23 protein-coding genes are annotated in these 25,453 nt (G+C 51.6%); all 23 read left to right on the top strand.

Annotated features, from left to right (window positions below):
• Positions 1 to 43: 43 nt before the first annotated feature.
• The 23 genes from spoIIE (at position 44) to lysS (ending at position 25,001) form a co-directional block, all read left to right on the top strand.
• On the top strand, positions 44 to 2,551 hold the full coding sequence (spoIIE, locus tag B212_RS0127355) for a stage II sporulation protein E (protein WP_019914469.1): 2,508 nt from the start codon (positions 44 to 46) through the stop codon (positions 2,549 to 2,551).
• Between the two features lie 391 nt (positions 2,552 to 2,942).
• A complete protein-coding gene (locus tag B212_RS0127350; protein ID WP_019914467.1) occupies positions 2,943 to 3,689 on the top strand; it encodes a VWA domain-containing protein in 747 nt (248 codons plus the stop codon).
• On the top strand, positions 3,679 to 4,617 hold the full coding sequence (locus B212_RS0127345; protein ID WP_019914466.1) for a serine/threonine protein kinase: 939 nt from the start codon (positions 3,679 to 3,681) through the stop codon (positions 4,615 to 4,617). Before B212_RS0127350 ends, B212_RS0127345 begins: the two co-directional genes overlap by 11 nt.
• A 73-nt stretch (positions 4,618 to 4,690) precedes the next feature.
• On the top strand, positions 4,691 to 6,133 hold the full coding sequence (gene tilS, locus B212_RS0127340) for a tRNA lysidine(34) synthetase TilS (protein WP_019914465.1): 1,443 nt from the start codon (positions 4,691 to 4,693) through the stop codon (positions 6,131 to 6,133).
• A 45-nt stretch (positions 6,134 to 6,178) separates the two neighbouring features.
• The gene (hpt, locus tag B212_RS0127335; protein WP_019914464.1) at positions 6,179 to 6,718 is read left to right on the top strand and encodes a hypoxanthine phosphoribosyltransferase; all 540 of its coding nucleotides are present in this window, start codon (positions 6,179 to 6,181) and stop codon (positions 6,716 to 6,718) included.
• Between the two features lie 111 nt (positions 6,719 to 6,829).
• Positions 6,830 to 8,884: an ATP-dependent zinc metalloprotease FtsH gene (gene ftsH / locus B212_RS0127330; protein ID WP_019914463.1), complete on the top strand. Its 2,055-nt coding sequence runs from the start codon at positions 6,830 to 6,832 to the stop codon at positions 8,882 to 8,884.
• Between the two features lie 214 nt (positions 8,885 to 9,098).
• Positions 9,099 to 10,037, top strand: coding sequence for a quinolinate synthase NadA (nadA, locus tag B212_RS0127325; RefSeq protein WP_019914462.1), 939 nt, complete (start codon positions 9,099 to 9,101; stop codon positions 10,035 to 10,037).
• Between the two features lie 39 nt (positions 10,038 to 10,076).
• Positions 10,077 to 11,693 carry an L-aspartate oxidase gene (gene nadB / locus B212_RS0127320; protein WP_019914461.1) on the top strand — a complete coding sequence of 539 codons (1,617 nt, stop codon included), beginning with the start codon at positions 10,077 to 10,079 and terminating at the stop codon, positions 11,691 to 11,693.
• Complete coding sequence (nadC, locus tag B212_RS0127315) at positions 11,683 to 12,558, top strand: carboxylating nicotinate-nucleotide diphosphorylase (protein WP_019914460.1); 876 nt, start codon at positions 11,683 to 11,685, stop codon at positions 12,556 to 12,558. Before nadB ends, nadC begins: the two co-directional genes overlap by 11 nt.
• The gene (locus B212_RS0127310) at positions 12,555 to 13,322 is read left to right on the top strand and encodes a type III pantothenate kinase (protein WP_019914459.1); all 768 of its coding nucleotides are present in this window, start codon (positions 12,555 to 12,557) and stop codon (positions 13,320 to 13,322) included. The genes nadC and B212_RS0127310 overlap by 4 nt, the downstream gene beginning before the upstream one ends.
• 45 nt (positions 13,323 to 13,367) lie before the next feature.
• A complete protein-coding gene (gene hslO / locus B212_RS0127305) occupies positions 13,368 to 14,252 on the top strand; it encodes an Hsp33 family molecular chaperone HslO (RefSeq protein WP_019914458.1) in 885 nt (294 codons plus the stop codon).
• Positions 14,253 to 14,352: 100 nt separating this feature from the next.
• Positions 14,353 to 15,198: a peptidylprolyl isomerase gene (locus B212_RS32580; RefSeq protein ID WP_019914456.1), complete on the top strand. Its 846-nt coding sequence runs from the start codon at positions 14,353 to 14,355 to the stop codon at positions 15,196 to 15,198.
• A 165-nt stretch (positions 15,199 to 15,363) separates the two neighbouring features.
• Positions 15,364 to 16,302: a cysteine synthase A gene (gene cysK, locus B212_RS0127295; RefSeq protein ID WP_019914455.1), complete on the top strand. Its 939-nt coding sequence runs from the start codon at positions 15,364 to 15,366 to the stop codon at positions 16,300 to 16,302.
• A gap of 248 nt (positions 16,303 to 16,550) precedes the next feature.
• Positions 16,551 to 18,170, top strand: coding sequence for an anthranilate synthase component I family protein (locus B212_RS0127290; RefSeq protein WP_036668561.1), 1,620 nt, complete (start codon positions 16,551 to 16,553; stop codon positions 18,168 to 18,170).
• Positions 18,167 to 18,748: an aminodeoxychorismate/anthranilate synthase component II gene (gene pabA / locus B212_RS0127285; protein ID WP_019914453.1), complete on the top strand. Its 582-nt coding sequence runs from the start codon at positions 18,167 to 18,169 to the stop codon at positions 18,746 to 18,748. The genes B212_RS0127290 and pabA overlap by 4 nt, the downstream gene beginning before the upstream one ends.
• Positions 18,745 to 19,626 carry an aminotransferase class IV gene (locus B212_RS0127280; protein ID WP_019914451.1) on the top strand — a complete coding sequence of 294 codons (882 nt, stop codon included), beginning with the start codon at positions 18,745 to 18,747 and terminating at the stop codon, positions 19,624 to 19,626. The genes pabA and B212_RS0127280 overlap by 4 nt, the downstream gene beginning before the upstream one ends.
• On the top strand, positions 19,623 to 20,480 hold the full coding sequence (gene folP / locus B212_RS0127275; RefSeq protein WP_019914450.1) for a dihydropteroate synthase: 858 nt from the start codon (positions 19,623 to 19,625) through the stop codon (positions 20,478 to 20,480). Before B212_RS0127280 ends, folP begins: the two co-directional genes overlap by 4 nt.
• A 47-nt stretch (positions 20,481 to 20,527) precedes the next feature.
• Positions 20,528 to 20,890, top strand: a complete 363-nt coding sequence (folB, locus tag B212_RS0127270) for a dihydroneopterin aldolase (RefSeq protein WP_019914449.1) — start codon at positions 20,528 to 20,530, stop codon at positions 20,888 to 20,890.
• A 10-nt stretch (positions 20,891 to 20,900) separates the two neighbouring features.
• On the top strand, positions 20,901 to 21,449 hold the full coding sequence (folK, locus tag B212_RS0127265; protein ID WP_019914448.1) for a 2-amino-4-hydroxy-6-hydroxymethyldihydropteridine diphosphokinase: 549 nt from the start codon (positions 20,901 to 20,903) through the stop codon (positions 21,447 to 21,449).
• Positions 21,401 to 21,610, top strand: coding sequence for a helix-turn-helix domain-containing protein (locus tag B212_RS34120; RefSeq protein WP_028531066.1), 210 nt, complete (start codon positions 21,401 to 21,403; stop codon positions 21,608 to 21,610). The genes folK and B212_RS34120 overlap by 49 nt, the downstream gene beginning before the upstream one ends.
• A 44-nt stretch (positions 21,611 to 21,654) precedes the next feature.
• Entirely contained in the window at positions 21,655 to 22,638 is a 984-nt protein-coding gene (gene dusB, locus B212_RS0127255; RefSeq protein WP_019914447.1) for a tRNA dihydrouridine synthase DusB, read from the top strand.
• A 200-nt stretch (positions 22,639 to 22,838) separates the two neighbouring features.
• Positions 22,839 to 23,318: a transcription elongation factor GreA gene (gene greA / locus B212_RS0127250; protein ID WP_019914446.1), complete on the top strand. Its 480-nt coding sequence runs from the start codon at positions 22,839 to 22,841 to the stop codon at positions 23,316 to 23,318.
• A 165-nt stretch (positions 23,319 to 23,483) separates the two neighbouring features.
• Positions 23,484 to 25,001, top strand: coding sequence for a lysine--tRNA ligase (lysS, locus tag B212_RS0127245; protein ID WP_019914445.1), 1,518 nt, complete (start codon positions 23,484 to 23,486; stop codon positions 24,999 to 25,001).
• The last annotated feature ends 452 nt before the right edge of the window (positions 25,002 to 25,453 follow it).

Below are 25,453 nucleotides of genomic sequence, written 5' to 3'. Positions count from 1 at the left end.
ATATAATGAGAACCATAAATTCTTAAACGGGTGGTGCAGAGAAATGAGTAAAAGCAATGTGGTGAATTTGCCGGAGTGGACAAGAGCCGGAAGCAATGACAAGGATCGGAAGGATTCCTGGGGTACGCGGTTCAAGAATTGGAGTCTGAAGCAGCCCGTGGTTCAACTGATCATCGTCAAGAAATGGATGCTTCTGCTGAGTCTTATGGGTTTTCTGCTGGGCCGTGCAATGATATTGGACGAGCTGTCCCCCTTTGCTGCAGCTTATTTCGCCGTTATCGTATTTATGCGCAGAGACTCCATGCTGCCTGTAGCCGCATCCCTTATTGTCGGAAGCCTTTTCACCCCATTCCCGGGGGCTATAGTGGTTACCGCTGAGCTGATCATCTTTTTCCTCATCCACAAAGGGCTGGAGAGCTTCCAGAAAGTAGAGCTTTCCTACGCCCCGCTAATGGTGTTCGTGTCAGCTTTTATGGTCGGCTTGTTCCGGGTCGTGATGGGTCCATCCATAGCCTGGTACCCCCTGATGATGGCTACGCTTGATGCAATGCTCGGATTTGTGCTGACGCTTGTATTTTTGCAGGCGCTTCCGTTATTTACCTTTAAGCAAAAAAGCAGGGCGCTGCGTAATGAAGAGGTGCTCTGCCTGATTATTCTGCTTGCATCGGTGATGACCGGTCTTGTGGGCTGGAATGTAAACGGACTGTCCCTGGAGCATATTTTGTCCCGATACCTGATCTTGCTGTTCGCCCTGGCTGGGGGGGCTCCACTTGGTGCTGCCGTTGGAGTAGTCACGGGACTTATCCTCAGTCTGGCGGATATAGGAGCAATCTATCAGATGAGTCTCCTAGCTTTCTCGGGGATGCTGGCGGGCATGATGCAGTCCGGGCGCAAAGGCGCGGTTTCTATCGGGATGCTGCTGGGGTCAACCATACTTTCCGTCTATTTCTTGGGTCCGGGTGATGTAATGTCCTCGACCTGGGAGACCTGCGCTGCAGTAATGTTGTTTCTTCTAACACCAGCGGGAATTATATCTGTCATCGCCAAATATGTTCCTGGCACTCCCGACCATAGCCGGTCCCAGCATGAATATGCCAGAAGGGTGCGGGATATTACAGCCGATCGCGTAACCCAGTTTTCCCAGGTGTTTCAGCAGCTCTCAAGCAGCTTTGGGCAAATTCCGCGTGCGGGTGAAGTCGGGAAAAGTGACCGTGAGATGGAAGATTTTATGAACACCGTCACCGAGGGGGCCTGCTCAGGCTGCATCCGCCGGAACCATTGCTGGGACGCCAAATTTTATCAGACCTATAGATATATGACCGATATGATGACGACCGTGGAGGAATGCCCGGATATCACCGCCGCGCAGCTTCCGCCGGAGTGGAACCGGATATGCGGGAAGACGGCCGAAGTGCTTGAGGTCATGAAAGGGCAATATGATCTTTACCAGCATGATATGCGCTGGAAGAGACAAATATACGACAGCCGCCAATTTGTGGCCGAGCAGTTGTCGGGCGTCTCGCAGGTCATGGAGGATCTGGCGAAAGAAATTAAACGGGAAGGTCAAGCAATGTACCGCCAGGAGAGCCAGATCCGGGAGGCGCTGGAGAAGCTGGGGCTGTCCATTCACAGCATCGAAATTCTGAGTCTTGATCCAGGGCGGGTAGAGATTGAAGTGGTGCATGCCTACACCCGTGGTTTTGACGAATGCCGCAAAATGATCGCCCCGCTGCTATCCGACATTCTGGAAGAGAACATCGCTGTGGTCAGTGAAACAGCGGTGCATCCCCGAGAGGGGCTGTCGATGGTCACCTTTGGTTCGGCTAAGGCCTACGAGGTTAATACCGGTGTGGCGGGAGCGGCCAAAGGGGGCGATATCCTCTCAGGGGACAGCTTCAGCACTGTAGAGCTGGGCAACGGAACCTTTGCCGTCTCCATCAGTGACGGAATGGGCAACGGGGAGCGGGCCCGCATGGAGAGCAGCGCCGCCCTGTCGATGCTGGAGAAGCTGCTGCAATCCGGCATGGATGAAAAGCTCGCGGTAAAATCGGTCAATTCCATCCTGCTGCTGCGCTCTCCCGACGAATTCTATGCGACTGTGGATATGGCGCTGATCGACCAGTATTCGGCACAGACCACCTTTATGAAAATCGCTTCAGCCCCAAGCTTCATCCGGCGGGGCAGCGAGGTGATTCCGGTAACCGCCAGCAATTTGCCCATTGGTATCATTAAAGATATCGAGGTTGATCTCGTCAGCATGCAGCTTCGCCCCGGCGATATTCTCATTATGATGACCGATGGTATTTATGATGCGCCGGGATATGCCGTTAATAAAGAAATATGGATGAAGCGATTAATACAGGAGCTTGAAGGGGACGACCCCCAGGATTTGGCCGACAGTCTGCTGGAGAAGGTTATCCGTTATCAGGGGAATGAAATCCATGATGATATGACCATCGTGGTTACCCGTCTGGATCACTACCACCCTGAATGGTCCAGCCTGCACATGCCTGGTATCGGCCGTATGGAGCGCCCCCGTACCGTCAGCTAATCTATCATTTAACTAACTCTGTTTTCTGCTGCTGTAGCTGACGGCAGTTTATCTGCTCAGTAGAGCAGATAATAGCTCTTGGGCTTGCATCATTAGGGGATTCCAAACCCTAAGGGTACTCGTCTCTCTCCTATTTCATACGCCGCTGGTTCAGCGGAGTAAATAGGATCTTTTAAATATTGTGAAATCACGGAACGGAGAGGAATTTTGGAGCTGGAGAAGCGTTAGCGTTCGCCTTTGTCTTCCGATTTCAACCGCGATCGGAAGCCCAAAAGTTCCTCGCAGAGACGCTTTTTCACACCATGATTTATCATTTTCCCCCGCAAAGCGACGTTTGAAATCTCTCTACCTTGGATATGCTAGAAACATATACAAGGAAGGGAGTGCGGTTATGAAGCAAATTTTGCTCATTACAGACGGTTGTTCAAACGTGGGGGAAAGCCCGGTGATGGCGGCGGCACATGCCCGGCAGGAAGGCATTACCGTCAATGTGGTCGGTGTGGTCGATTACGGAACCATCGGTGAACTCGGCAGCCGGGAGATCGCGGATATTGCCAAGGCCGGAGGCGGGCTCAGCCGAATCGTCGGAACGCCGCAGCTATCGCAGACGATACAGATGATGACCCGCAAGACTGTGGTTCAGACCATTCAGCAGGCGGTTAATAAAGAGGTACAAAAAATTCTCGGTGAAGGCTCGCTGGAGGAGCTGCCTCCGCTGCAGCGTTCGCAGGTGGTAACAGTAGTGGATGAGCTGACCGAAACCTCGCCGCTGCGCCTCGCACTCTTAATTGATGCCAGTGCGAGCATGAAGCCCAAGCTGGGCGCGGTAGAGGATGCGATCCGTGATCTGGCCCTTAGCCTGGAGGCCCGTGAAGGACGGAGTGAAATTGCCGTTTTCCATTTTCCCGGACGATCCGGCAGTGAGGAGGCTGTGCTGGATATGGACTGGACACAGAATGTGTCGCAGGTCCGCTCGCTTTTCTCCAAGCTTAAGATGAGGGGAGCCACTCCGACGGGGCCGGCCATTTTCAAGGTGCTTGAACATTACCGTTATGATACACTGGATGAACATCGTGAGCGCCTGTCAGGTAATGATCACGATGAAAAAGAAGGGATGATTGGTGGGTATGTCGTCTAATCCGCCCTATCCTGCCGGCACTGTAATCAGCGGCAAATGGCGGGGAAACCGTTATGTCGTTGAGCGCATGCTGGGAAGAGGAGCGAACGGAACCGTATATCTTGTCCAGCGGGAAGGCAGAAGGGAGCGCTATGCCCTCAAGATCGGCAACGACTCACTTGAGCTTCAATCAGAAATCAATGTGCTGACCTCTTTGCAGTCCTACCGGAAGCGAAGCGAGCACCGTTCCCGCCGTGAGACGGCCCTGTCCTCTTATCTGCTGGAGTCGGATGATTATAAAGACGGGAACAACATACCGTTTTATGTAATGCGTTATGTGGACGGCAGACAACTGCATCATTTCTTGGCCAAAAACGGTCCCTCCTGGCTGGGCCTCGTTGGTCTGAAGCTGCTGGAGGAGCTGCGGAATCTGCATGAGTGCGGTTTTGTGTTTGGAGACCTCAAGCCGGAGAATGTGATGGTATCCAATTACGGCGGGGTGGAACTGATTGATTACGGGGGCGCAAGTCCCATCGGGCGCAGCGTGAAGCAATTTACCGAATGGCATGACCGGGGATTCTGGAATGCGGGCAGCCGCATGGGCGATGAGAATTACGATCTCTTTGCTTTTGCCGTGCTGTGTCTCCGGCTGCTGGATGAAGATGGTTTGAAGGCGGCCGCTACGCAATTGCCGCAGACGAGAAGCGGAGATGAATTGATTAAGCTGGCGAGAAAATTGCCGGATAAGAAGCTGTCCTCCTGGATATGCCTCGCGCTTAAGGGCGGATTTCCCGGAACGGCCGCGGCTGCGGAGGCCTGGAAGAATCATATCTACAACTCAAGGAAGATGGGCAAGGAACCGGTAGCGACACCCGGCTGGCTGAAAGGCGCTTTTGCGCTATCCTTGTTCCTGCTGGTTTTTACCATCTACTATGTAGTCCGTTTTTGAAATCATACATATTACTGCGGGCTGGCCGTACCGGTTCAGCTCTTGTCAGCGATCAGGCGAGAAAGGGAGCCATATGGAGCAAATGAATGAACTGGTGGAATCCGTACTGGAGTCTGCAGCCGAGCATGAGCTGTGGTCGCCCCATGACACCATTGTAGTCGCAGTTTCCGGAGGGCCGGACTCTGTGGCTCTTTTGCGTATTCTGCATGAAATATCCTTGACACGGATGCCGCTGACCTTGATCTGTGCTCATGTGAATCATGGCTTTAGAGCCGAGTCCAGAGAAGAGGCGGATAGCGTCCGGGTTATGGCCGACGAGCTGGGGCTGCCGTTTGAGCTGGCGGAGTTTGATATTCCGTCCATTGTCAAAGCGAGCGGCCTTGGGCCGGAGGGCGCGGCGCGGGAGAAGCGCTATCAGTTTCTGATTGATACGGCGCACCGGTATGGGGCCCGTTCTGTCGCGCTGGCGCATCACGCCGATGATCAGGCCGAAACCGTACTTATGCGCCTGCTGCGCGGCAGCGGCCCTTCGGGACTTGGCGGAATGCGGTGGAAACGTACTGAAAGAAATGTGGAACTCATCCGTCCTTTCCTGCGTATTAACAAAACATCTCTTGTCAGCCTATGCCGGCATGAGGGCTTTCCCTACGCCGAGGATGCCAGCAATTTGCTGACGGAGTACAGGCGCAATGCGGTAAGGCTGGAGCTGATGCCTGCTCTGGAAGGGTACAACCCGAAAGTAAGGCAATCGCTTCTGCAATTGTCCGAAATTGCCCAGGCCGAAGATGAATTTATGGAGGCGGCAGCGCTAAAATGCTTTGGTGAGCTGGTTTTGGACGAACCTGGAAAATACACCTTCAAAAGAGCGGCATTTGCGGCCATACCCTCCGCTTTACAACGGCGTTTGATTAAACTAATATTAAATTATCTGTCGGCAGACACAGTGATTTTGGATTTTTCCAAGATTGAAGCCGTGCGCCGGGGAACGCTGCAGAGACACCCCACTGTATGGAGTCTGGATTTGGGTGGAGGGCTGATCTGCACGCGGCAATACGATACAATTGTGTTCTCGTCCAAGCCTCAGCAGCAGCAACTAAATTATACATATCGGCTGTCTTTGCCTCATCCCCGGGTAGAGCTTAAGGAGATAGGAAAAGTAATGACGATGTCGGTGCTGGAGAGAGAAAGTTTTTTTGCACAGGGGGAGGACTCCGGGAAAATGTTGGCGTGGTTTGACAGCAGCGAGTTGGTCATGCCGCTCACCATTCGTTCCCGATTGCCTGGAGATACCATAAGGGTTATGGGATTAAACGGAAGCAAAAAGGTAAAAGATATTTACATTGATGATAAAATACCTTCTTCCGAACGCTCTGTGATTCCCCTCGTTTGTGATGGTTTGGGCAATATCGTCTGGATTCCGGGCGTAAGGCGCTCGATGCATGCCGCAGTAGGGCGGCACACGGCCTCGGTTCTTTTCCTGACTCTGGAGGATACGGAGAAGGGCGAAGAAGCGTAATGGTCGAAGTAAGTCTTTCATAGTATAACTTAGGAGGTTCGCAAGTTGCAGAACGATATTCAGGAGATCTTGATCAGCGAAGAAGAAATTCAACAGAGAATCAGGGAGCTCGGCGCCCAGTTGAGCGAGGAATATGCAGGACGCACGCCTTTAGTAATTTGTGTGCTGAAAGGTGCGTTTATCTTTATGGCGGATTTGGTTAAAACCATTACAGTTCCCGTAGAGATGGATTTTATGGCTGTATCCAGCTATGGGGCATCCACCAAATCCTCAGGCGTTGTCAAAATCATCAAGGATTTGGATGCATCGGTCGAAGGCCGCGATGTTCTGATTGTTGAGGACATTATCGACAGCGGTCTCACGCTCAGCTATTTGATTGAACTGCTGCAGGGCAGAAGCGCTGCCTCGGTTACTGTAGTTACCCTGTTCGACAAACCGGCAGGACGCACCGTTAATCTGGAAGCCGCTTATACTGGTTTTGTGATTCCAGACGAATTCGTAGTGGGTTATGGACTGGATTATGCGGAACAGTATCGCAATCTCCCTTACGTCGGTGTACTAAAGCCTGAAATTTATTCCAAATAAGCTAATTGACAGCCTTAGATCCAACGGATCGGATTCCCAAGACCCTAACAATTTGAGGAGTCTGGGCAGGCTATGGTACAATAACTTGAGCGTTGTGAGAGGAGGTAGGGGATGAATCGGTTCATCCGGAATTCTGGTTTTTATTTGATTTTATTTTTAGTCGTGGTGGGCATTGTCCAGTTTGTCAGCAATGGAAATGAATCCGCCGATTTCCCTAGATACGATGAGTTAAGACAGGAGATCAAGAACAACAATGTGAAGAGTATGACGATTCAGTTCGAAGGCAATGCATTTGCCGTTACAGGCGAATACAAGCAACAGCCTACTGATGCTAAATCGAAAAACTTCTCCACTTTTGTTCCTCCTACAGATGCGGCACTCAATGAACTTATTGATGCCAGCGATAAAAACGGCATAGAGTTGACTCAGAAGAAAATGGAAGGGGACAGCATTTGGCTGACATTCCTGTCTTCCATTATTCCGCTGGTAATCATGTTCATCCTGTTTTTCTTCCTGTTCAATCAGGCACAGGGTGGCGGCGGCAAGGTTATGAATTTTGGCAAGAGCAAGGCCCGGTTATATAATGAAGAGAAGAAGAAGATCAGCTTCGAGGATGTTGCAGGAGCCGACGAAGAGAAGCAGGAGCTTGTCGAAGTCGTAGAATTCCTGAAAGATCCGCGCAAGTTCGCCGCAGTAGGCGCCCGCATTCCTAAAGGCGTACTGCTTGTGGGCCCTCCAGGTACAGGTAAAACCTTGCTGGCCCGGGCGGTAGCCGGTGAAGCCGGTGTTCCATTCTTCAGTATTTCCGGTTCCGACTTCGTGGAAATGTTCGTCGGTGTCGGTGCATCCCGTGTACGTGATTTGTTCGAGAATGCGAAGAAGAACGCTCCTTGTATCATCTTTATAGATGAAATTGACGCGGTCGGACGCCAGCGCGGCGCCGGTCTTGGCGGCGGACATGATGAACGCGAACAAACGCTGAACCAATTGCTCGTCGAAATGGACGGCTTTGGCGGCAATGAAGGCATCATTATTGTCGCGGCTACCAACCGTGCAGACATACTTGACCCGGCATTGCTTCGTCCGGGACGTTTTGACCGTCAGATTACGGTTGACCGCCCTGACGTAAAAGGCCGTGAAGCTGTACTGAAGGTTCACTCCCGAAACAAGCCGCTGACGAAGGACGTTAGACTTGACGTCATCGCCAAACGCACTACCGGCTTTACCGGTGCGGACCTGGAGAACCTGCTCAACGAGGCGGCACTGCTTGCAGCACGCCGCAACCGCAAGGATATTTCCATGACTGAAGTAGATGAAGCCATTGACCGCGTAATCGTAGGTACCGAGAAACGCAGCCGTGTCATCAGCGAGCGTGAGAAACGCATCGTAGCTTACCACGAAGCAGGCCATACCATTGTGGGTTATTTCCTGGAACACGCCGATATGGTCCACAAGGTTACCATCATCCCGCGTGGACGCGCTGGCGGATACGTGATTATGCTTCCGAAGGAAGACCGGATGCTTGTAACCAAGCAGGAATTGCTTGATAAAGTGACCGGACTGCTCGGCGGACGTGTCGCAGAAGAGCTATTCATCGGGGAAATTGGCACAGGCGCATACAGCGACTTCCAGCAGGCTACACGGATTGTGCGCAGCATGATTATGGAATACGGTATGAGTGACAAGCTGGGACCTATGCAGTTCGGCACATCGCAGGGTCAGGTGTTCCTGGGCCGCGATATCGGTCATGAGCAGAACTACAGTGATTCCATTGCTTATGAAATTGACCAGGAAATGCAGAACTTTATCCGCAGCAGTTATGAGCGCTGCAAAGAGCTGCTGACCAAGTACTCCAAAGAAATGCACCTAATTGCGAACACATTGCTTGAGAAGGAAACGCTGGAGCTGGATCAGATCAAAGAACTGATCGAGCAAGGCTACCTGACCGAGGATGGCAAACCGGAGGAAGCTGCAGGCGTTACTCATGAAGAGGGCGAACCTGTAATTGATTCGATCGGTGATGTGCGTGTCCGCATTCAAGGCAAAGCTGAAGATACCTCAACCACACTCGGCGACCTGTCCAAGGATATTCCGAATAACACGGATTCCGAGGGTGGAAATGATTCGAACGATGGCAATAAAGATGGCGGCGGTAGCTTAGTCTAAACTGTCATTGACTTGAACAGTGTTCATGAAATCCGGAGAGCCTTAGGGTTCTCCGGATTTTTCTGCTTTTTCAGCGGACTTGAGACAGCTCTCCGCCTGACAGGTTACATTGACAGTGGGTGGAACGTTGTGTACATTAGTGATTAAATATTAAATAAACTTGATATGAATGTGCCGGCTTACAGCCGTGAAGACATAAGGGGGAGAACAGACCGTGGAAGCTCTGGCGCTTGAGCGCAAGCAGGAACAGAATCGTGAACTTCGTGTGCGCCTCGAACAGCTTAAGAAGGAACGGAACGCAATCATTTTGGCTCATTACTATCAGCGTGATGAAATTCAAGAAGTGGCAGATTTCCGGGGAGACTCTTTTTTATTGGCACAAAAGGCAGCAGAGACCGATGCCGATGTGATTGTATTCTGCGGTGTTCACTTTATGGGAGAAAGCGCGAAGATTCTGGCGCCTAACAAGATCGTGCTTATTCCGGATGAGCGCGCCGGCTGCCCGATGGCGGATATGGTAAATGTGGATGGGCTGCGCAAGCTGAAAGCTCAGCATCCTAATGCCAAAGTAGTGACCTACATCAACTCCTCGGCTGAAATCAAAGCAGAGACAGATATATGCTGTACCTCTGCCAATGCGGTGAGAGTGATTGAATCGCTGGATGCTGAAGAGATCATCTGGGTACCGGACAAAAACCTGGGCCAATACGTTCAGGATAAGACCGGCAAGAAGCTGATTATCTGGGAAGGCTACTGCAACACTCACGATATGCTCACCGTCAAAGATGTGATAGAGATGAAAGCGAAATATCCCGGGGCTGAATTTGTAGTCCATCCCGAATGCCGTCCCGAAGTGGTGGCTATGGGAGACTACGTTGGCAGCACCACCTCGATTATTGATTATTGCAAGAAGTCTGACCGCAAGCAGTTTATTGTCGGAACAGAGGATGGTACGGGGTACCAGCTCCGCAAGGACAGCCCGGATAAGGAATTCCATTTCGCTACCAAATTTCTTGTTTGCCCTAATATGAAAGTGAATAATCTCAAAAAACTGGTCAAATGCCTGGAGACGATGAAGCCGCAGATTTATGTACCGCCTGCTGTCGCCGACAAAGCCAGAACATCCCTAGAGCGCATGTTACAAGTCCGGTAGCATGCGCTACTCTTTCGTTGAAACAGGTGAAAAGTGGTCATGATTCCACAATATTTGGTTGATTTCGACCTTAGCGAGCTTCCTGCAGTAAAGACGGATTGTATTGTTATCGGTTCAGGCATTGCCGGGCTGTTCACAGCGATTAAAGCCAGCGAGGACCGGAAGGTTATTGTAATTACCAAAAAATCACTGATGGATAGTAACACCCGCTACGCTCAAGGCGGAATTGCCGCTGTATTTGCCGAGGATGATTCTCCGGCCTTCCATCGTCAGGATACGCTTCTGGCTGGAGCGGGTCTTAACTCCTCCGCCGCCGTGGATGTGCTTGTGAATGAAGGCCCCGAAGGAGTACGAGAACTGATCCGTTTGGGAACGCTGTTTGATAAAGAAAACGGTGTGATCGCCTTGACTCAGGAAGGCGCGCACAGCCACCGACGCATTCTGCATGCTAATGGCGATGCTACAGGATATGAAATTGTACGTGCGCTCTCTGAACAGGTGGCGCAGCATCATAATATAGAGGTATGGGATGATCATTTTGTGATTGATCTTATAACCGATGGGGGAGAATGTGTAGGTGCACTGGTTCAGCGTTCAGATGGTGAGCGTTTGTTCCTGCAGGCGGATGCGACCATTTTGTGTTCCGGCGGAGCAGGGCAATTATACCGCTACACTACGAACCCTGAGGTGGCGACCGGAGATGGTGTAGCCATCGCTTACCGGGCGGGAGCGCACATCCGGGATATGGAATTTATTCAATTCCATCCGACAGCGCTCAGCTACCCCGGAGCGCCGCGGTTTTTGATTTCTGAGGCGGTACGCGGTGAAGGCGCAGTGCTGCGGAATATTAATGGAGAACGTTTCATGGAACGTTATCATGAGCTGCTGGAGCTTGCGCCGCGCGATATCGTAGCACGGGCCATTGTCAGCGAGATGGAGCTGACCAAATCGACCTTTGTGTACCTCGATATTACCCATGAGTCGGCAGAGATGGTCAGACACCGTTTTCCAACCATATATGAGACCTGCATGAGCTACGGGCTGGATATTACAAGTGACTGGATTCCGGTGGCTCCGGCTGCGCATTATATGATGGGAGGCATCAAAACCGATCTTAACGGAGAGAGCAACATCGCCCGGCTGTTCGCCTGTGGTGAAGTCTCTTCCACCGGGGTACAGGGAGCGAACCGGCTGGCCAGTAATTCATTGTCTGAGGCGATTGTATTTGGACAACGGATTATTGACCGTGTCCGCCAATTGCCGCGGCTTGAACGCGGCAAGATTTCGGCAGGCAGTCATGAAGGCCGGGTGGAATCTCCGACCCAGGCAATTGTGGAACGGCGCCTCAAGCTGCAAAAAGTAATGGTGCGTTATGTCGGCCTGCGGCGGAATGAAGAGATGCTGGTCAAGGGACTAGAAGAGCTAAGACGACAATTGCCTATTTTTCATTCGGCGCTGACCAAAAGAGAGGAATACGAGTTCGCCAATATGCTGACCTGCTGTCTGCTGATTACCGATTCGGCCTTGAAGCGCAAGGAAAGCCGGGGCGCGCATTACCGTGAGGATTACCCGCAGCGGGATGATGCGGAGTGGCAGAAGCATCTGCTCCAAATTCGCGAACTGGGAATAGTGGAGGAATTAAGTGATGATGTTTAATGGCTATAATGAAGAATTAGTACAAATGATCAAAGGCTGGCTGCATGAGGATGTCGGCTCCGGAGATATCACAACCCGTACAACGATTCCTGCCGGACACGAGTCCAAAGGGATTATCCATGCCAAGGAGGATGGCATCATCTGCGGCATTCCTGTGGCCGAGCTGGTATTTGAAGTGGTAGATCCTTCGCTTGTATTCACTGCTCTGGTCCAAGAAGGCCAGGCCGTATCCAAGGGAACAGTTATCGCAGAGGTTGAAGGCAGCACACATGCGATCCTGACCGGGGAAAGACTGGCACTTAATTTGATGCAGCGTTTATCCGGGGTGGCCTCACGCACAGCTTCGTTTGTTCAGAAGCTGGACGGGCTGCCTACCCGTTTGGTGGATACGCGCAAGACGACGCCCGGTCACCGGATGCTGGAGAAATATGCTGTCCGCATCGGCGGCGGGGCCAACCACCGTTTCGGCTTATACGATGCGGTAATGATTAAGGACAATCATATCAAGGGAGCGGGTGGCATCCGTCAGGCTGTAGGACGGGCACGTGCCAATATCCCGCATACGATGACTATTGAAGTAGAGACAGAAAGTCTGGAGCAAGTTGAAGAGGCTCTCGCGGCAGGTGTGGACATTATCATGCTCGACAATATGTCCCCCGAACTGATGACAGAAGCGGTGAGAAGAATCAAAACCAAAGCGCCGCATATCAAGACCGAAGCCTCCGGCAACGTATCGCTTGAAACCGTGCGGGCGATTGCCGAGTCCGGCGTCGATGTGATTTCTGTAGGACGGCTCACCTACTCCTTCTCAAGTCTCGACATCAGTCTGGATCTGAATGCTAAGAAGGAGGGCCCCCGTCCATGATGCTTGCAGTCGATATCGGCAATACCAATATCGTTCTCGGCGTATACCGGGGGCGTGAGCTGCTGCATCATTTCCGGCTCAGCACCAACCGTCAATCAACGGCGGATGAGTATGGTGTGCTCATTCATAATTTGTTCCATATGTCGAATGTATCGGTTAAGGATGTGGAAGGGGTTATTATTTCCTCGGTCGTTCCTCCCCTGGTGCAAGTCATTGTGGAAATGTGCGTCAAATATATTGGCAAGGAGCCGTTGCTTGTCGGCCCCGGCATTAAGACCGGGCTTAATCTGAGGTATGAGAACCCCCGTGAGGTCGGCGCGGACCGGATCGTCAATGCAGTTGCCGCTATTGAACAATACAAATGTCCGCTGGTCGTCGTTGATTTTGGGACAGCTACAACCTTTGACTGCATTGATGCAGGTGCCAATTACCTTGGCGGGGCAATTGTACCGGGACTCGGCATTTCCACAGAAGCCTTATATCAACGGGCATCCAAGCTGCCGCGGATCGAACTGGAGAAACCCAAGAAGGTGATCGGACGCAATACGGTACATGCCATGCAGGCAGGAATTATTTTTGGCTATGCAGGTCAGGTAGAGGGAATTGTCAGACGTATTAAGCAGGAGATGAACGCACCGGTACTTAAGGTTATTGCTACCGGGGGACTGGCACAGCTCATTGCCGGTGAAACGGATTGTATAGACGAAGTCAATCCAATGCTTACGCTGGAAGGCCTGCGTATTATTTATGACCGTAACAAATAAGATATAGAAGCCTAAGGGCGAGTGATAGGAGGGCATATGCACCCAATGGACAAAAAACAGGATCGGCTGATTCGCGGAACCGCCATGAACGGCAAAGTAAGAGCATTTGCTGTCCGTACTACAGAGCTTGTAGACGAATTACGGCGCAGACATGATACGTATCCAACGGCTACAGCGGCGCTGGGACGTACAGTTACAGCCGCAGCTATGATGGGCGCCATGCTCAAGGGTGAGGAAAAGCTGGCGGTTATCGTCAAAGGAAACGGGCCGCTTGGGCAGATTATGGCAGAATCCAATGCTCTCGGTGAAGTTCGCGGTTATGTGCAAAACCCGCATGTCCATCTGCCCAGCAACAGTCTTGGCAAGCTGGATGTTGCCGGAGCGGTAGGAACGGAAGGGTTCATTGATATTAGCAAGGATCTGGGGATGAAGGAGCCCTACCGGGGCAGTGTGCCTATCATTTCGGGAGAACTCGGCGAGGATTTTACATATTACTTTGCAGTCTCGGAGCAGACCCCGGCTGCAGTAGGACTTGGAGTATTGGTTGAGACTGATAATTCTGTGAGGGTTGCCGGAGGATTCATTGTGCAGCTCCTGCCGGGTCTTACCGATGATGAGATTACAGAGATTGAGCGGGCAGTGGGGGCTATGCCTTCCGTTACGGCTGTGCTGGATCAAGGGCTTGAGCCGGAGGAAATGCTTCGCTGGCTGCTTCCCGATGCGGTAATTCTGGACGGACTCGACATTAACTTTGTCTGTCAATGCTCACGCGAACGTATAGAGCAGACTCTGGTCAGTCTGGGCCAGCAGGAGCTGGAGCAGTTAATTGAAGAGGATGAGCAGGTAGAGGTCGTGTGCCATTATTGCAACGAGACTTATGTATTCAACAAGGATGAAATGCAGGTAATCCTGGATCAAGCGAAATCGTAGGGCAATGGGATGATGACAAGACAGGAGCGCATGCTGCGCAATTCTATTGGCTGTCGCAACATTAATGCTCGGAGGATTATTGTTCTGGAGTCTGCGGGCTATGTCCATTCTCAAGGGAGAGGCCGCAGAGGGTGAGCCGAAGGACATTGCTACAGCGGGAGGTCAACCGGTAACGGACCGGCAATGGATGGATGAACTGAAGAAAAAGCATGGTGAAGAAGTACTGCTGGGATTGCTTAATCATATTGTAGTGGACAAAGAGGCTAAAGCCTTGGGCATTGCTGTGACAGATCATGAGGTTGAACAGGAATTGAAGCGCAGTATGGCCGGCTATAGCTCAGAGCAGCAATATTATGAACAGATGCAGGCAGAGCTGGGGCTTTCCAAGGAGGAAGTGCGGGAGGAGACTCTTTACCGCCTGACCTTGCAGGCAGTGGCTACAGCCAGCATCACCATCAGCGAGAATGAAATTGATGATTATTTAGCGCAGAACTCCGAACGTTTCACTCCGAAAAAAGAGATGCAGCTCTCCATAATCAAGGTTGCTTCTTATAATGAAGCCGAGAAGGTAATGGACCGGCTGGAGCAGGGAGAGAATTTCGCAGAGCTGGCCAAGGAGCTGTCCATTGACGAAGAGAGCCGGCAGCATGGCGGGAATATCGGAACGGTGGAGGAAGATGATCCTTTTTGGCCGGAAGACCTGCTGAAGACGGCGGCTGGTCTGCAGGCGGGAGACATTGCCGGCCCGCTGCAGACCGGCGATACTTACGCCGTCATTCGCCTGGAATCAATTATTGTTCCAGAGCAGCAGAATCAGGCGGAAATCCGGGAGCAGGTTCGTAGCGAGCTTGCACTGGAGAAGGCCGCTCCCTTGCAGCAGGTGGAAAGCGATTTGCGCGCTAAATATGATACAGCGATATATATTGACAACAGCCTGCAAGATTGATAATATGAGATTAAATGTAAAACCTACTGATTTAGTCGGAAATAATGGCAGCAGATTCAATTCTACCGCCGTACAGTGTAATAACTTTGCACCGCGGTGTTGCACATCCTGGTATAGGCTATCGTCCGCACCCATTCTATTTATCATTCCAAGGAGGTTTTTCTCATGGCTAAAGTCGTTAACAGTGTAACAGATTTGATCGGGGGCACGCCGCTCGTTCGTCTCAACCGGATAGTTCCTGAAGGTTCCGCAGACATTTACCTGAAGCTGGAATACCAAAATCCAGGGTCCAGTGTGAAGGACCGTATCGCTATCAGTATCGTGGAAGAGGCTGAGAAGGCAGGTCTGCTTAAGCCAGGCGGTACCATTGTAGAAGCAACCAGCGGCAATACAGGGATCGGCCTGGCGCTTGTCGCTGCCGCCAAAGGCTACAAGGCTGTTATTGTTATGCCGGAAACCATGAGCCTTGAGCGCCGCAATCTGCTGCGCGCTTACGGTGCAGAACTGGTGCTGACTCCGGGATCGGAAGGCATGAACGGAGCGGTTAAGAAAGCTGAGCAAATCTTAAGCGAGAACCCAAGCTATTTCCTCGCCGAGCAATTTAAGAACAAGGCGAACGTGAAGATCCATCGCGAAACAACCGGCCCTGAAATTGTAGAAGCTATTGAGTCCATCGGAGGACCGCTCGATGCATTCATCGCAGGGGTAGGTACTGGCGGAACAATTACAGGAGCTGGCGAAGTGCTGAAGAGTCAATATCCTGATGTGAAGATCTATGCTGTAGAGCCTGCGGCATCGCCAATTCTGGCCGGCGGCAAACCGGGTCCCCACAAAATCCAAGGGATTGGAGCAAACTTTATCCCTGAGATTCTGAACCAGAAGGTATATGATGAAATCATTCATGTAGAGAACGACGAAGCGTTTGAAACGGCACGCCGTGTAGCCAAGGAAGAAGGCGTTCTGTCCGGCATTTCTTCCGGCGCCGCTGTATTTGCCGCGCTCAAAGTAGCGAAGGAGCTGGGAGCTGGCAAAAAAGTTGTCGTCATCATCCCAAGTAACGGCGAGCGTTATCTGAGTACTCCGCTGTACAATTTCGAAGTGTAATTGCTGGATTAAGCAATTCTGAAGAGCCTCCCCCTCCGCTTTCACAGGGATAGCGGAGGCTCTTTTTTATGAATAATAGCAGATTCGGGCTTTTCAAAGCAGCATGAAGTACAGTATACTGACAGGCAATAAACGAGTGGGTGAGTGGACGCCGTCGAATTGGAGCACAACTAAGCGGATGCTTCGCAAGTAAATTTTATTGCGAATTAAATTCTAAGAAACCCAAGCTTCATAAAACTTTTAGGAGGATGGATTTGGAGATTATAACGGCGTGGCAGGATTGGGAGCAGTGGGCGCACGAAGAATGGAGCCTGCTCCCCTTTATTATACGATCTCCGCAGGGCACAGCAGGGTTGCCCGCGTCCTGGACAAAGGCTTGGGAGCTGGCTTCCGCTTACTCAATGGTCCTGGAGAGCGGCAAAGGCGGACGGTATACGTATTTGGGCTTACAGCCTGCTTCTGTCTTGCAAGGCAAAGACAATGCGTCCGAAGTATACAGCTTGTCCTCCAGTGCTGCGGATCGGACTGAGTGGGCTCTGCAGTCAGAGCTGCAGGGTCTGCCTTTGAATGTGCTGCAGGCCTGGATGAAAGACTTTACATCTCCGCAGGTCCGGTTCCCCGGCTTGCCGCCATTTGCGGGAGGGTGCGCCGGATTTCTCAGCTATGATGTGGTCCGCTCCCTGGAGCGGCTGCCAGTTTTGGCTAAGGACGATCCGGGGTTCCCCGATTATCTCTTTATGAGGTTCGAAGAGCTGTGGATCTACGATCATCAGGAGGATATGCTTTACTGCACAGTCCATGTGCCTCGTCCTGCTGTGAAATCATCTGGTTCCGCTGAGTTGAAGGAGCTGTATCAAGAGGCTGCAAAGCGTACGGAGCGGATGCTGGGGCAGTGGCAGGATATTTCCGCCGTTTCTGGAATTACAGAAGCAGGTGCAGGGAATGAAGCTGCTTCGATAATTGAGGCCGGCGACGGCCATACCGGCCAATGGCCCGGTATGGCCTCAGCGTTCACGCCTGAGCAATTCCAGCAGGCCGTACGGAAGGTCCAGGAATACATCCGCCAAGGCGATGTATTTCAGGTGAACCTGTCGCTGCGGCAGGAGGCAGAGCTGAAATCCTCGCCGGAGGATGTTTACGAATGGCTGCGCAAGCTCAACCCGTCCCCGTACATGGGGCTGCTGCGCTCGCCCGGCTTCGCGCTCGCCAGCGCTTCGCCCGAGCTGCTTGTCAAGCTGCACGGGGACAAGGTCAGCGCCCGCCCCATTGCCGGTACCCGGCGCCGGGGCCACACTCCCGCTGAAGACGCCGCCATGGAGGCGGAGCTGCGCGGGAGCGAGAAGGAGATCGCCGAGCATATTATGCTTGTCGATCTGGAGCGCAACGACATCGGCCGTGTCGCTGCGTATGGTTCGGTCAGCGTGCCGGAGCTGCTGACCGTGGAGCGATACTCGCATGTAATGCATCTCGTATCGCAGGTGGAAGGCACCGCCATGCCTGGCAAAGGCGCTTATGACGTAATAGCCGCCTTGTTCCCCGGCGGCACCATCACCGGCGCACCCAAGGTGCGCACGATGGAAATTATCGAGGAGCTGGAGCCGGTACGGCGCGGTCCATATACTGGTTCGATGGGCTGGATTGACTATAGCGGCAATATGGAATTAAATATTATTATACGAACGCTGGCGGTGAAGGACGGAGTAGGCTATATTCAGACGGGCGCGGGCATCGTGATTGATTCCGACCCGTACCGTGAATACCGGGAATGCCATAATAAAGCCAAAGCCGTAGTGAAGGCGGTTCTCTGCAGCGAACAGCAGCAGGAATTGCGGAGCTCCGGCGGCGCCGAAGGAGGAGCAACACAATGATCTTGGTAATCGACAATTATGATTCCTTTACGTATAACCTGGTGCAGTATCTGGGGGAGCTTGGAGAAGAAGTGAAGGTATCCCGCAATGACGAGATCACCATTCAGGAGATCGAGGCGCTGGCGCCGGACCATATCCTGATTTCTCCGGGACCGTGCACGCCAAATGAAGCAGGAATCAGTCTGGAACTGCTTGAGCATTTCAAGGGCGTAATTCCGATCTTTGGCGTATGCCTGGGACACCAGGCCATTGGACAGGCCTTCGGCGGCAAAGTCATCCGTGCCGAACGTCTGATGCACGGCAAAACCTCGCCGATTCACCACAAGGGTACTTCCGTATTCGAAGGGATGGAATCGCCCTTTACCGCTACCCGTTACCATTCATTGATCGTGGAGCGTGAGAGTCTGCCGGATTGCCTGGAGATTACAGCAGAGACGGCGGAAGGTGAAATTATGGCTCTGCGCCATAAAGAGTACCCGATAGAAGGTGTGCAGTTCCATCCTGAATCAATCATTACAGATCATGGTCATCAAATGCTCCGCAATTTCCTGAAACGGAGAGCCGGAGAACCGGTATGAAATATATAGGATTTAACAACCGCGTAGCGGATGCTCAAGACGCCGTGATTTCCGCTTTGGATCACGGCGTTTTGTACGGCATGGGCCTGTTTGAAACGTTCCGTACCTACGGGGGCGAGCCATTCCTGCTGCAGCGGCATCTGGGCAGACTCGCTGACGGCTGCAGACAGTTAGGCATTCCTTTTGAAGGGGACGCTGCCGGACTAAGGGATTGGATTCACCGCGTAATGGGCAAAAATGAATTGAAGGATGCTTACATCCGTTATACCGTTACAGCGGGTGAGGATATCCTTGGCCTGCCTGCGGGAGACTACGGCCAGCCTAACCATTTGCTCTATATCAAAGAGCTGCCGCGATTGCCAGCCAGTCTCTATCAGGAAGGCAAAGGGCTGCAACTGCTGAACCTGCGGCGTAATACGCCGGAGGGGCCGGTGCGGTTGAAGTCGCTGCATTATATGAATAATATACTTGCAAAGCGTGAATTGGCCGGATATGCCTCATCTGCAAGCGGAGCGGAAGGGCTGATGCTGACCGCCGGGGGCGAGATCGCTGAGGGCATTGTCAGCAACGTTTTTTTCATCATCCGCAACGTTCTCTACACCCCGGATATCGCTACAGGCATCCTGCCGGGAATTACCCGGGAAATGGTGCTTGAACTGGCCCGCACAGCCGGTCTGCACATAGAAGAAGGTTTCTACCGCTGGGAACAGCTTGCCAGTGCTGATGAGATATTCCTCACCAATTCGGTGCAGGAGATTGTTCCGGTTACAATGCTGTGGTATGGAAATGAGCGGCTGAGCGTAAGCGGCGGACAATGTGGAAGAATCACGGCACGATTGCTGGAATCATATAGAGAAAGGACGGGATCACCTGAATGAGACCCGTTATATACAAGCGTACCTACTCTATGGGTGCTGCTGAACTGTCGCTGGGGGAACGCACTTTAATTATGGGGATTCTGAACGTAACCCCGGATTCTTTTTCCGATGGCGGATTGTGGAATGAGCCGGATAGGGCCGTAGAGCATGCACTGCAAATGGCGGCAGAGGGTGCGGATATTATTGATATCGGCGGTGAATCGACACGTCCCGGCCATGAACCGGTAGGACTTGAGGAAGAGCTGGCCCGCGTGCTGCCGGTTATCGAGAGTATACACCGCGCGGCTCCTCATTTGCCGTTATCCATTGATACCTATAAGGCGGAAGTGGCCCGGCAGGCGCTTCAGGCAGGTGCGCACATCATTAATGATGTCTGGGGGGCCAAGGCGGATAGCAATATGCCGGCTGTAGCTGCGGAAGCGGGCTGTCCGATTATTTTGATGCATAACCGCCATGACCGCAATTATCAGGATCTGGCAAGCGATATGTCTGCGGATCTTATCGAGAGCGTGGAACTGGCGCTGGCAGCAGGAGTGAAGCGGGAGAACATCATTCTTGACCCGGGGATCGGCTTTGCCAAGGATTATGCGGAGAACCTTCAGGCTATGATGAACCTGGATCAACTGACGGAGCTTGGATATCCAGTCCTGCTCGCCACCTCCCGCAAAAAATTCATCCGCACTGTGCTCGATCTGCCGCCGGAGGATGTGGTTGAAGGCACTGCCGCCACCGTGGCGTTCGGGATTGCCCAAGGCTGTCAAATCGTGCGGGTGCACGATGTAGCAGCAATTAAGCGCACAGTGCAGATGTGCGACGCTATGCTCTATGCCGTGCCGCTCCAGGTGCGTGAATAAATCGCGGTTGCTGGCAGAACTATTTTATGAGAAGGCAGGTTACTAGAGTGGATAAAATGACCCTTCACCGCATGGAGTACTATGGATATCACGGAGTTTTTGAAGAGGAGCGCAAGCTGGGCCAGCGCTTTTACGTTGATCTGGAGCTGGAGCTTGATTTGCAGGAAGCCGGGACCCGTGATGATCTCACGTTAACCGTAAATTATGCCGAAGTGCACTTTCTCGTTAAAAAAATTGTCGAAACAAAATCATTTAAATTAATCGAAGCTTTGGCGGAACATATTGCAACCTCGGTACTTGACACTTATACTGTTATCAATGCGGTAACGGTCAAAGTAACCAAGCCGCATCCGCCGTTCGACATTCACTTTCAGGGAGTGACCGTAGAACTACACAGAACCAGAAAGTGAGACCTCGTTCATGAATACACAATCCACCTCTGAGCCATCAGAGGCTTATATTGCTTTAGGGGCTAATTTGGGGGACCGTGAAGGAACGCTGAAGGAAGCTTTGATCAGGCTGAACCGGCATGCGGAGATTGAGGTGCTTCGCTGCTCAAGCGTATACGAAACCGAGCCTGTCGGTTATTTGGATCAGCCTCAGTTTTTGAATATGGCGGCCGCCCTTCGCACAACACTTGCGCCGGAGGCGCTGCTTCAAGTGATGCTGGGTATCGAAACACAGCTTGGCCGTGTCCGGGATATCCGCTACGGACCGAGAACAGTGGATTTGGATTTACTATGGGTGGAGAATCAGAGCATGGATACCCCGGATTTAACACTGCCGCATCCCCGGATGCTGGAGCGGGCGTTTGTGCTTTTTCCACTGAACGATATTGTGCCGCAGAATGAGTCCTCTGGACTCCGGCAGTTAATTACAGCAGCGCTACAACACATAGAGGGGAAGGAAGGAATTTGCTTGTGGACAACAAACGTATGGGACGGCGGGTCAGAGCATTCCGAAAGCTGAAGGGATATACTCAGCAGGAACTGGCGGACGCTGTCGGAGTATCCTTGGCTGTGCTGGGCGCAGTAGAAAGGGGAAACAGACGTTTGGAAGATCAAATTTTAAATAAAATTGCAGATGTCCTTGGAGTTGCTGCCGACGAACTGGCTAATCCCTCTAATTAAGAGAGCGTAGAGATACAATTTACCATACAAGGAAGTGAATAAGCATGCTGAAGATTGGCGGCATTGAGATGAAAAACCAGGTGGTACTGGCACCTATGGCCGGCGTTTGCAATCCGGCTTTTCGTCTAATCGCAAAAGAATTTGGAACCGGGCTGGTCTGCGCGGAAATGGTCAGCGACAAGGCGATTCTGCATGGCAACCTGCGTACGCGGGAGATGCTGTTTGTAGATGAACGCGAGAAGCCGCTGAGTCTGCAGATTTTTGGAGGCGACCGCAAGTCGCTGGTTGAGGCGGCCAAGGTCGTTGATAAAGAAACCAATGCCGATATTATCGACATTAATATGGGCTGTCCTGTGCCGAAAGTAACGAAATGCGACGCAGGGGCGCGCTGGCTGCTGAATCCCGACAAAATTTACGAGATGGTATCCGCAGTCGTTGACGCCGTTGATAAGCCAGTAACCGTAAAGATGCGGATCGGCTGGGACAGCGAGCATATCTTTGTAGAAGATAACGCGCGCGCTGTTGAACGTGCCGGAGGCCAGGCGGTGAGTGTTCACGGCAGAACCCGGGAGCAGCTTTATACCGGTCACGCCGATTGGAAGTACATCCGTATGGCCAAAGAGGCAGTCTCCATTCCGGTTATCGGCAACGGAGATGTGAATACACCTGAGGATGCCCGCGCAATGCTGGATCAGACCGGCTGCGATGGCGTAATGATAGGGCGCGGCGCTCTGGGCAATCCGTGGATGCTGTACCGTACAATCCAATACCTGAATACAGGTGAGCTAATGCCGGAGCCGGGTCCGGAAGAGAAGATCAAAGTAGCGATTCTTCATATGGACCGTTTGATCAGCCTGAAGGGCGAAGCGGTAGCTGTCCGGGAAATGCGCAAGCATATGGCCTGGTATTTGAAAGGAATGAAGGCTGCTGCCCGCGTGAAGGATGTCATAATGGAAGAAACCAAACGTGATGGAATGGTGCGGATTTTGAATGATTTTGTCCTAAATTCCACTCTCACGGCGGTTTAAATGCTGATTTTCCTGCGTTTTTGAGTAACGCCTGAACATTATATGAGGCATCATTGACATTTTGTAGCGGTTCCAATATAATTTCACAGTATAAAATCGCCGTTACAGCATGGCAATGCAGAAGGAGGGTTCTGATCCCTCCAGATTCGCATATAGTATGGTGTTTTCAATAAATGTATACGACAGGAGAATCGGTTGAGATGAGCGATAAAGAAGTCATCCTTACACCGGACGGACTTAAGCGTCTGGAAGAAGAACTTGAGACCCTCAAATCCGTGAAACGGCGTGAGGTAGCCGAGCGGATTAAAGTGGCGATTGGCTACGGAGATATCAGTGAGAACTCCGAATATGAGGACGCGAAGAACGAGCAGGCTTTTATCGAAGGACGCATCATCACTTTGGAAAAAATGCTCCGCAATGCGCGTATCATCAATAGCGACGAGATTGCTACCGATGTGGTTAGTGTCGGTGTTACCGTAAACGTCGAGGATATGGAATACGGCGACATTATGGAATATACGATTGTAGGCACGGCGGAATCCGATCCGCTGAACAATAAGATTTCCAACGAAAGCCCGGTAGGCAGAGCTATTATCGGTAAAAAAATTGGTACCATTGTTGATGTAAGTGTTCCTGCAGGCGTTATTCAATATAAAATTCTCGATATTAAAATGAAGTAATAAGCGTGTATAAGGAATAGGTCTGTAAAGCTTCCTTAGGGAAGCTTTTTTTCAAAACCTATACAGATCAGCATATTTGGCAATGGAACGGACTGTCCTCATGAATGATGGCGGAGCCGTTTCTTCTTGTGTATATGACATAGTGAGTAAGAGAGGATGAACCACATGACTGAGGAAATGAACACCGTGGATAACACAGAGAATGAGCTTAGTGAGCTGCTGACGATTCGCCGTGGCAAATTGGACGAGCTTCGCGCACTGGGAATTGACCCGTTTGGCAAGAAATATGAGCGTACGACGGGTGCCGGCGATATTATGTCCAAGTATGACGGGCAAACCAAAGAGGAACTGGACGAGCTTGATCTCGAAGTCAGCATTGCCGGCCGCATTATGGCGAAGCGGGTAATGGGTAAAGCCAGCTTTGCCCACATTCAGGATCTCAGCGGCAAGATTCAAATCTATGTCCGTCAGGACAGCATTTCAGAAGCGCAATATGCTGCTTTTAACGTTCTCGATCTGGGGGATATTATCGGCGTTCGCGGAAAGGTGTTCAAGACCAGAACGGGTGAAACCTCTATTAAGGTGGACAACCTTGAGGTTCTTTCCAAATCACTGCTTCCTCTCCCCGAGAAATATCACGGTCTGAAGGATGTAGAGCTGCGCTACCGTCAGCGTTATGTGGATTTGATCATCAACCCTGAAGTTCAGCAGACGTTCATTACCCGGTCACGGATTATCCAATCCATGCGCCGTTATCTGGATTCGCATGGCTATCTGGAAGTGGAAACTCCAACCCTGCATGCCATTGCCGGTGGAGCCGCAGCCCGTCCTTTCATTACACACCACAACACATTGGATATGCAGCTTTATATGCGCATTGCCATTGAGCTTCATCTGAAGCGTCTAATCGTCGGCGGTTTGGAAAAAGTATATGAAATCGGCCGCGTGTACCGTAACGAAGGCATCTCCACGCGCCACAATCCGGAATTTACGATGATCGAGCTGTACGAAGCGTATGCCGACTATAAGGACATCATGCACCTGACTGAGAGCCTGATCGCCCATATCGCTGAGGAAGTACTGGGTACCCAGAAGATCAACTATCAGAGTTATGAAGTAGATCTGTCGCCAGGCTGGCGCCGGGTGAGTATGGTGGATGCTGTCAAAGAGGTGACAGGTGTCGACTTTGGCGTTCAAATGACAGATGAGGAAGCGCAGCGTCTGGCGAAGGAGCACCGCGTGCCGGTTGAGAAGCATATGACCTTTGGACATATCCTGAATGCCTTCTTTGAGCAATTTGTGGAAGAAACACTGATTCAGCCGACCTTTGTCACAGGCCATCCGGTTGAAATCTCTCCACTCGCCAAAAAGAATGATTTGGACCCGCGCTTCACAGACCGCTTTGAGCTGTTTATTGTGGCCCGTGAACACGCTAATGCCTTTAGCGAGCTGAATGATCCTATTGACCAGCGTCAGCGCTTTGAAGCGCAAATTAAAGAAAAAGAAAAGGGCAACGACGAAGCTCACGAAATGGACGATGACTTCATCCGTGCTCTGGAATACGGCATGCCGCCTACAGGCGGATTGGGTATTGGTGTAGACCGTCTAATTATGCTGCTCACCAATGCGGCGTCCATCCGCGATGTACTGCTGTTCCCGCACATGCGCAACCGTACTGAATAATTGTACTGTTCTACCACAATAGCCACGGGAGCTGCAATATGCGGCTCCTTTGGCACAGTGGAGAAATTTTATTTCTAAAAATGCTTGCAAAGAATCTCTATACATGATATATTCTAATTCCGGCCAAGAAAGTTCAACGCCGAGCTCGAAAAAAGAAATTAAAAAAAAGCTTGCATTAATACGCCGGACATGATATAGTATAAGAGTTGCTGCTGACGAGAACATCGCCGCCAACAACGAGCTTGATCTTTGAAAACTGAACAACGAGTGAGTATCGGAAATCACGTGAGTGACTTCCAAAATGAGAATGCAAATTCTCGTCAGATGTTTTAAAATGAGCAATCGCTCTTTCTAAATACCAATTTGGAGAGTTTGATCCTGGCTCAGGACGAACGCTGGCGGCGTGCCTAATACATGCAAGTCGAGCGGAGCTTATCCTTCGGGGTAAGCTT

This window comes from Paenibacillus sp. HW567, assembly GCF_000374185.1.
GTDB lineage: Bacteria > Bacillota > Bacilli > Paenibacillales > Paenibacillaceae > Paenibacillus_AQ.
The sequence above is the reverse complement of the archived record's forward strand: the minus strand, read 5'-3'. Positions and strand labels throughout refer to the sequence as shown.

Bases quoted from the DNA above. Each gene is read 5' to 3' on its own strand.
- spoIIE (WP_019914469.1), top strand. From the start codon at position 44: ATGAGTAAAAGCAATGTGGTGAATTTGCCGGAGTGGACAAGAGCCGGA.
- B212_RS0127350 (WP_019914467.1), top strand. From the start codon at position 2,943: ATGAAGCAAATTTTGCTCATTACAGACGGTTGTTCAAACGTGGGGGAA.
- B212_RS0127345 (WP_019914466.1), top strand. From the start codon at position 3,679: ATGTCGTCTAATCCGCCCTATCCTGCCGGCACTGTAATCAGCGGCAAA.
- tilS (WP_019914465.1), top strand. From the start codon at position 4,691: ATGGAGCAAATGAATGAACTGGTGGAATCCGTACTGGAGTCTGCAGCC.
- ftsH (WP_019914463.1), top strand. From the start codon at position 6,830: ATGAATCGGTTCATCCGGAATTCTGGTTTTTATTTGATTTTATTTTTA.
- nadB (WP_019914461.1), top strand. From the start codon at position 10,077: ATGATTCCACAATATTTGGTTGATTTCGACCTTAGCGAGCTTCCTGCA.
- nadC (WP_019914460.1), top strand. From the start codon at position 11,683: ATGATGTTTAATGGCTATAATGAAGAATTAGTACAAATGATCAAAGGC.
- B212_RS0127310 (WP_019914459.1), top strand. From the start codon at position 12,555: ATGATGCTTGCAGTCGATATCGGCAATACCAATATCGTTCTCGGCGTA.
- hslO (WP_019914458.1), top strand. From the start codon at position 13,368: ATGGACAAAAAACAGGATCGGCTGATTCGCGGAACCGCCATGAACGGC.
- B212_RS32580 (WP_019914456.1), top strand. From the start codon at position 14,353: ATGTCCATTCTCAAGGGAGAGGCCGCAGAGGGTGAGCCGAAGGACATT.
- cysK (WP_019914455.1), top strand. From the start codon at position 15,364: ATGGCTAAAGTCGTTAACAGTGTAACAGATTTGATCGGGGGCACGCCG.
- B212_RS0127290 (WP_036668561.1), top strand. From the start codon at position 16,551: ATGGATTTGGAGATTATAACGGCGTGGCAGGATTGGGAGCAGTGGGCG.
- pabA (WP_019914453.1), top strand. From the start codon at position 18,167: ATGATCTTGGTAATCGACAATTATGATTCCTTTACGTATAACCTGGTG.
- B212_RS0127280 (WP_019914451.1), top strand. From the start codon at position 18,745: ATGAAATATATAGGATTTAACAACCGCGTAGCGGATGCTCAAGACGCC.
- folP (WP_019914450.1), top strand. From the start codon at position 19,623: ATGAGACCCGTTATATACAAGCGTACCTACTCTATGGGTGCTGCTGAA.
- folK (WP_019914448.1), top strand. From the start codon at position 20,901: ATGAATACACAATCCACCTCTGAGCCATCAGAGGCTTATATTGCTTTA.
- dusB (WP_019914447.1), top strand. From the start codon at position 21,655: ATGCTGAAGATTGGCGGCATTGAGATGAAAAACCAGGTGGTACTGGCA.
- greA (WP_019914446.1), top strand. From the start codon at position 22,839: ATGAGCGATAAAGAAGTCATCCTTACACCGGACGGACTTAAGCGTCTG.
- lysS (WP_019914445.1), top strand. From the start codon at position 23,484: ATGACTGAGGAAATGAACACCGTGGATAACACAGAGAATGAGCTTAGT.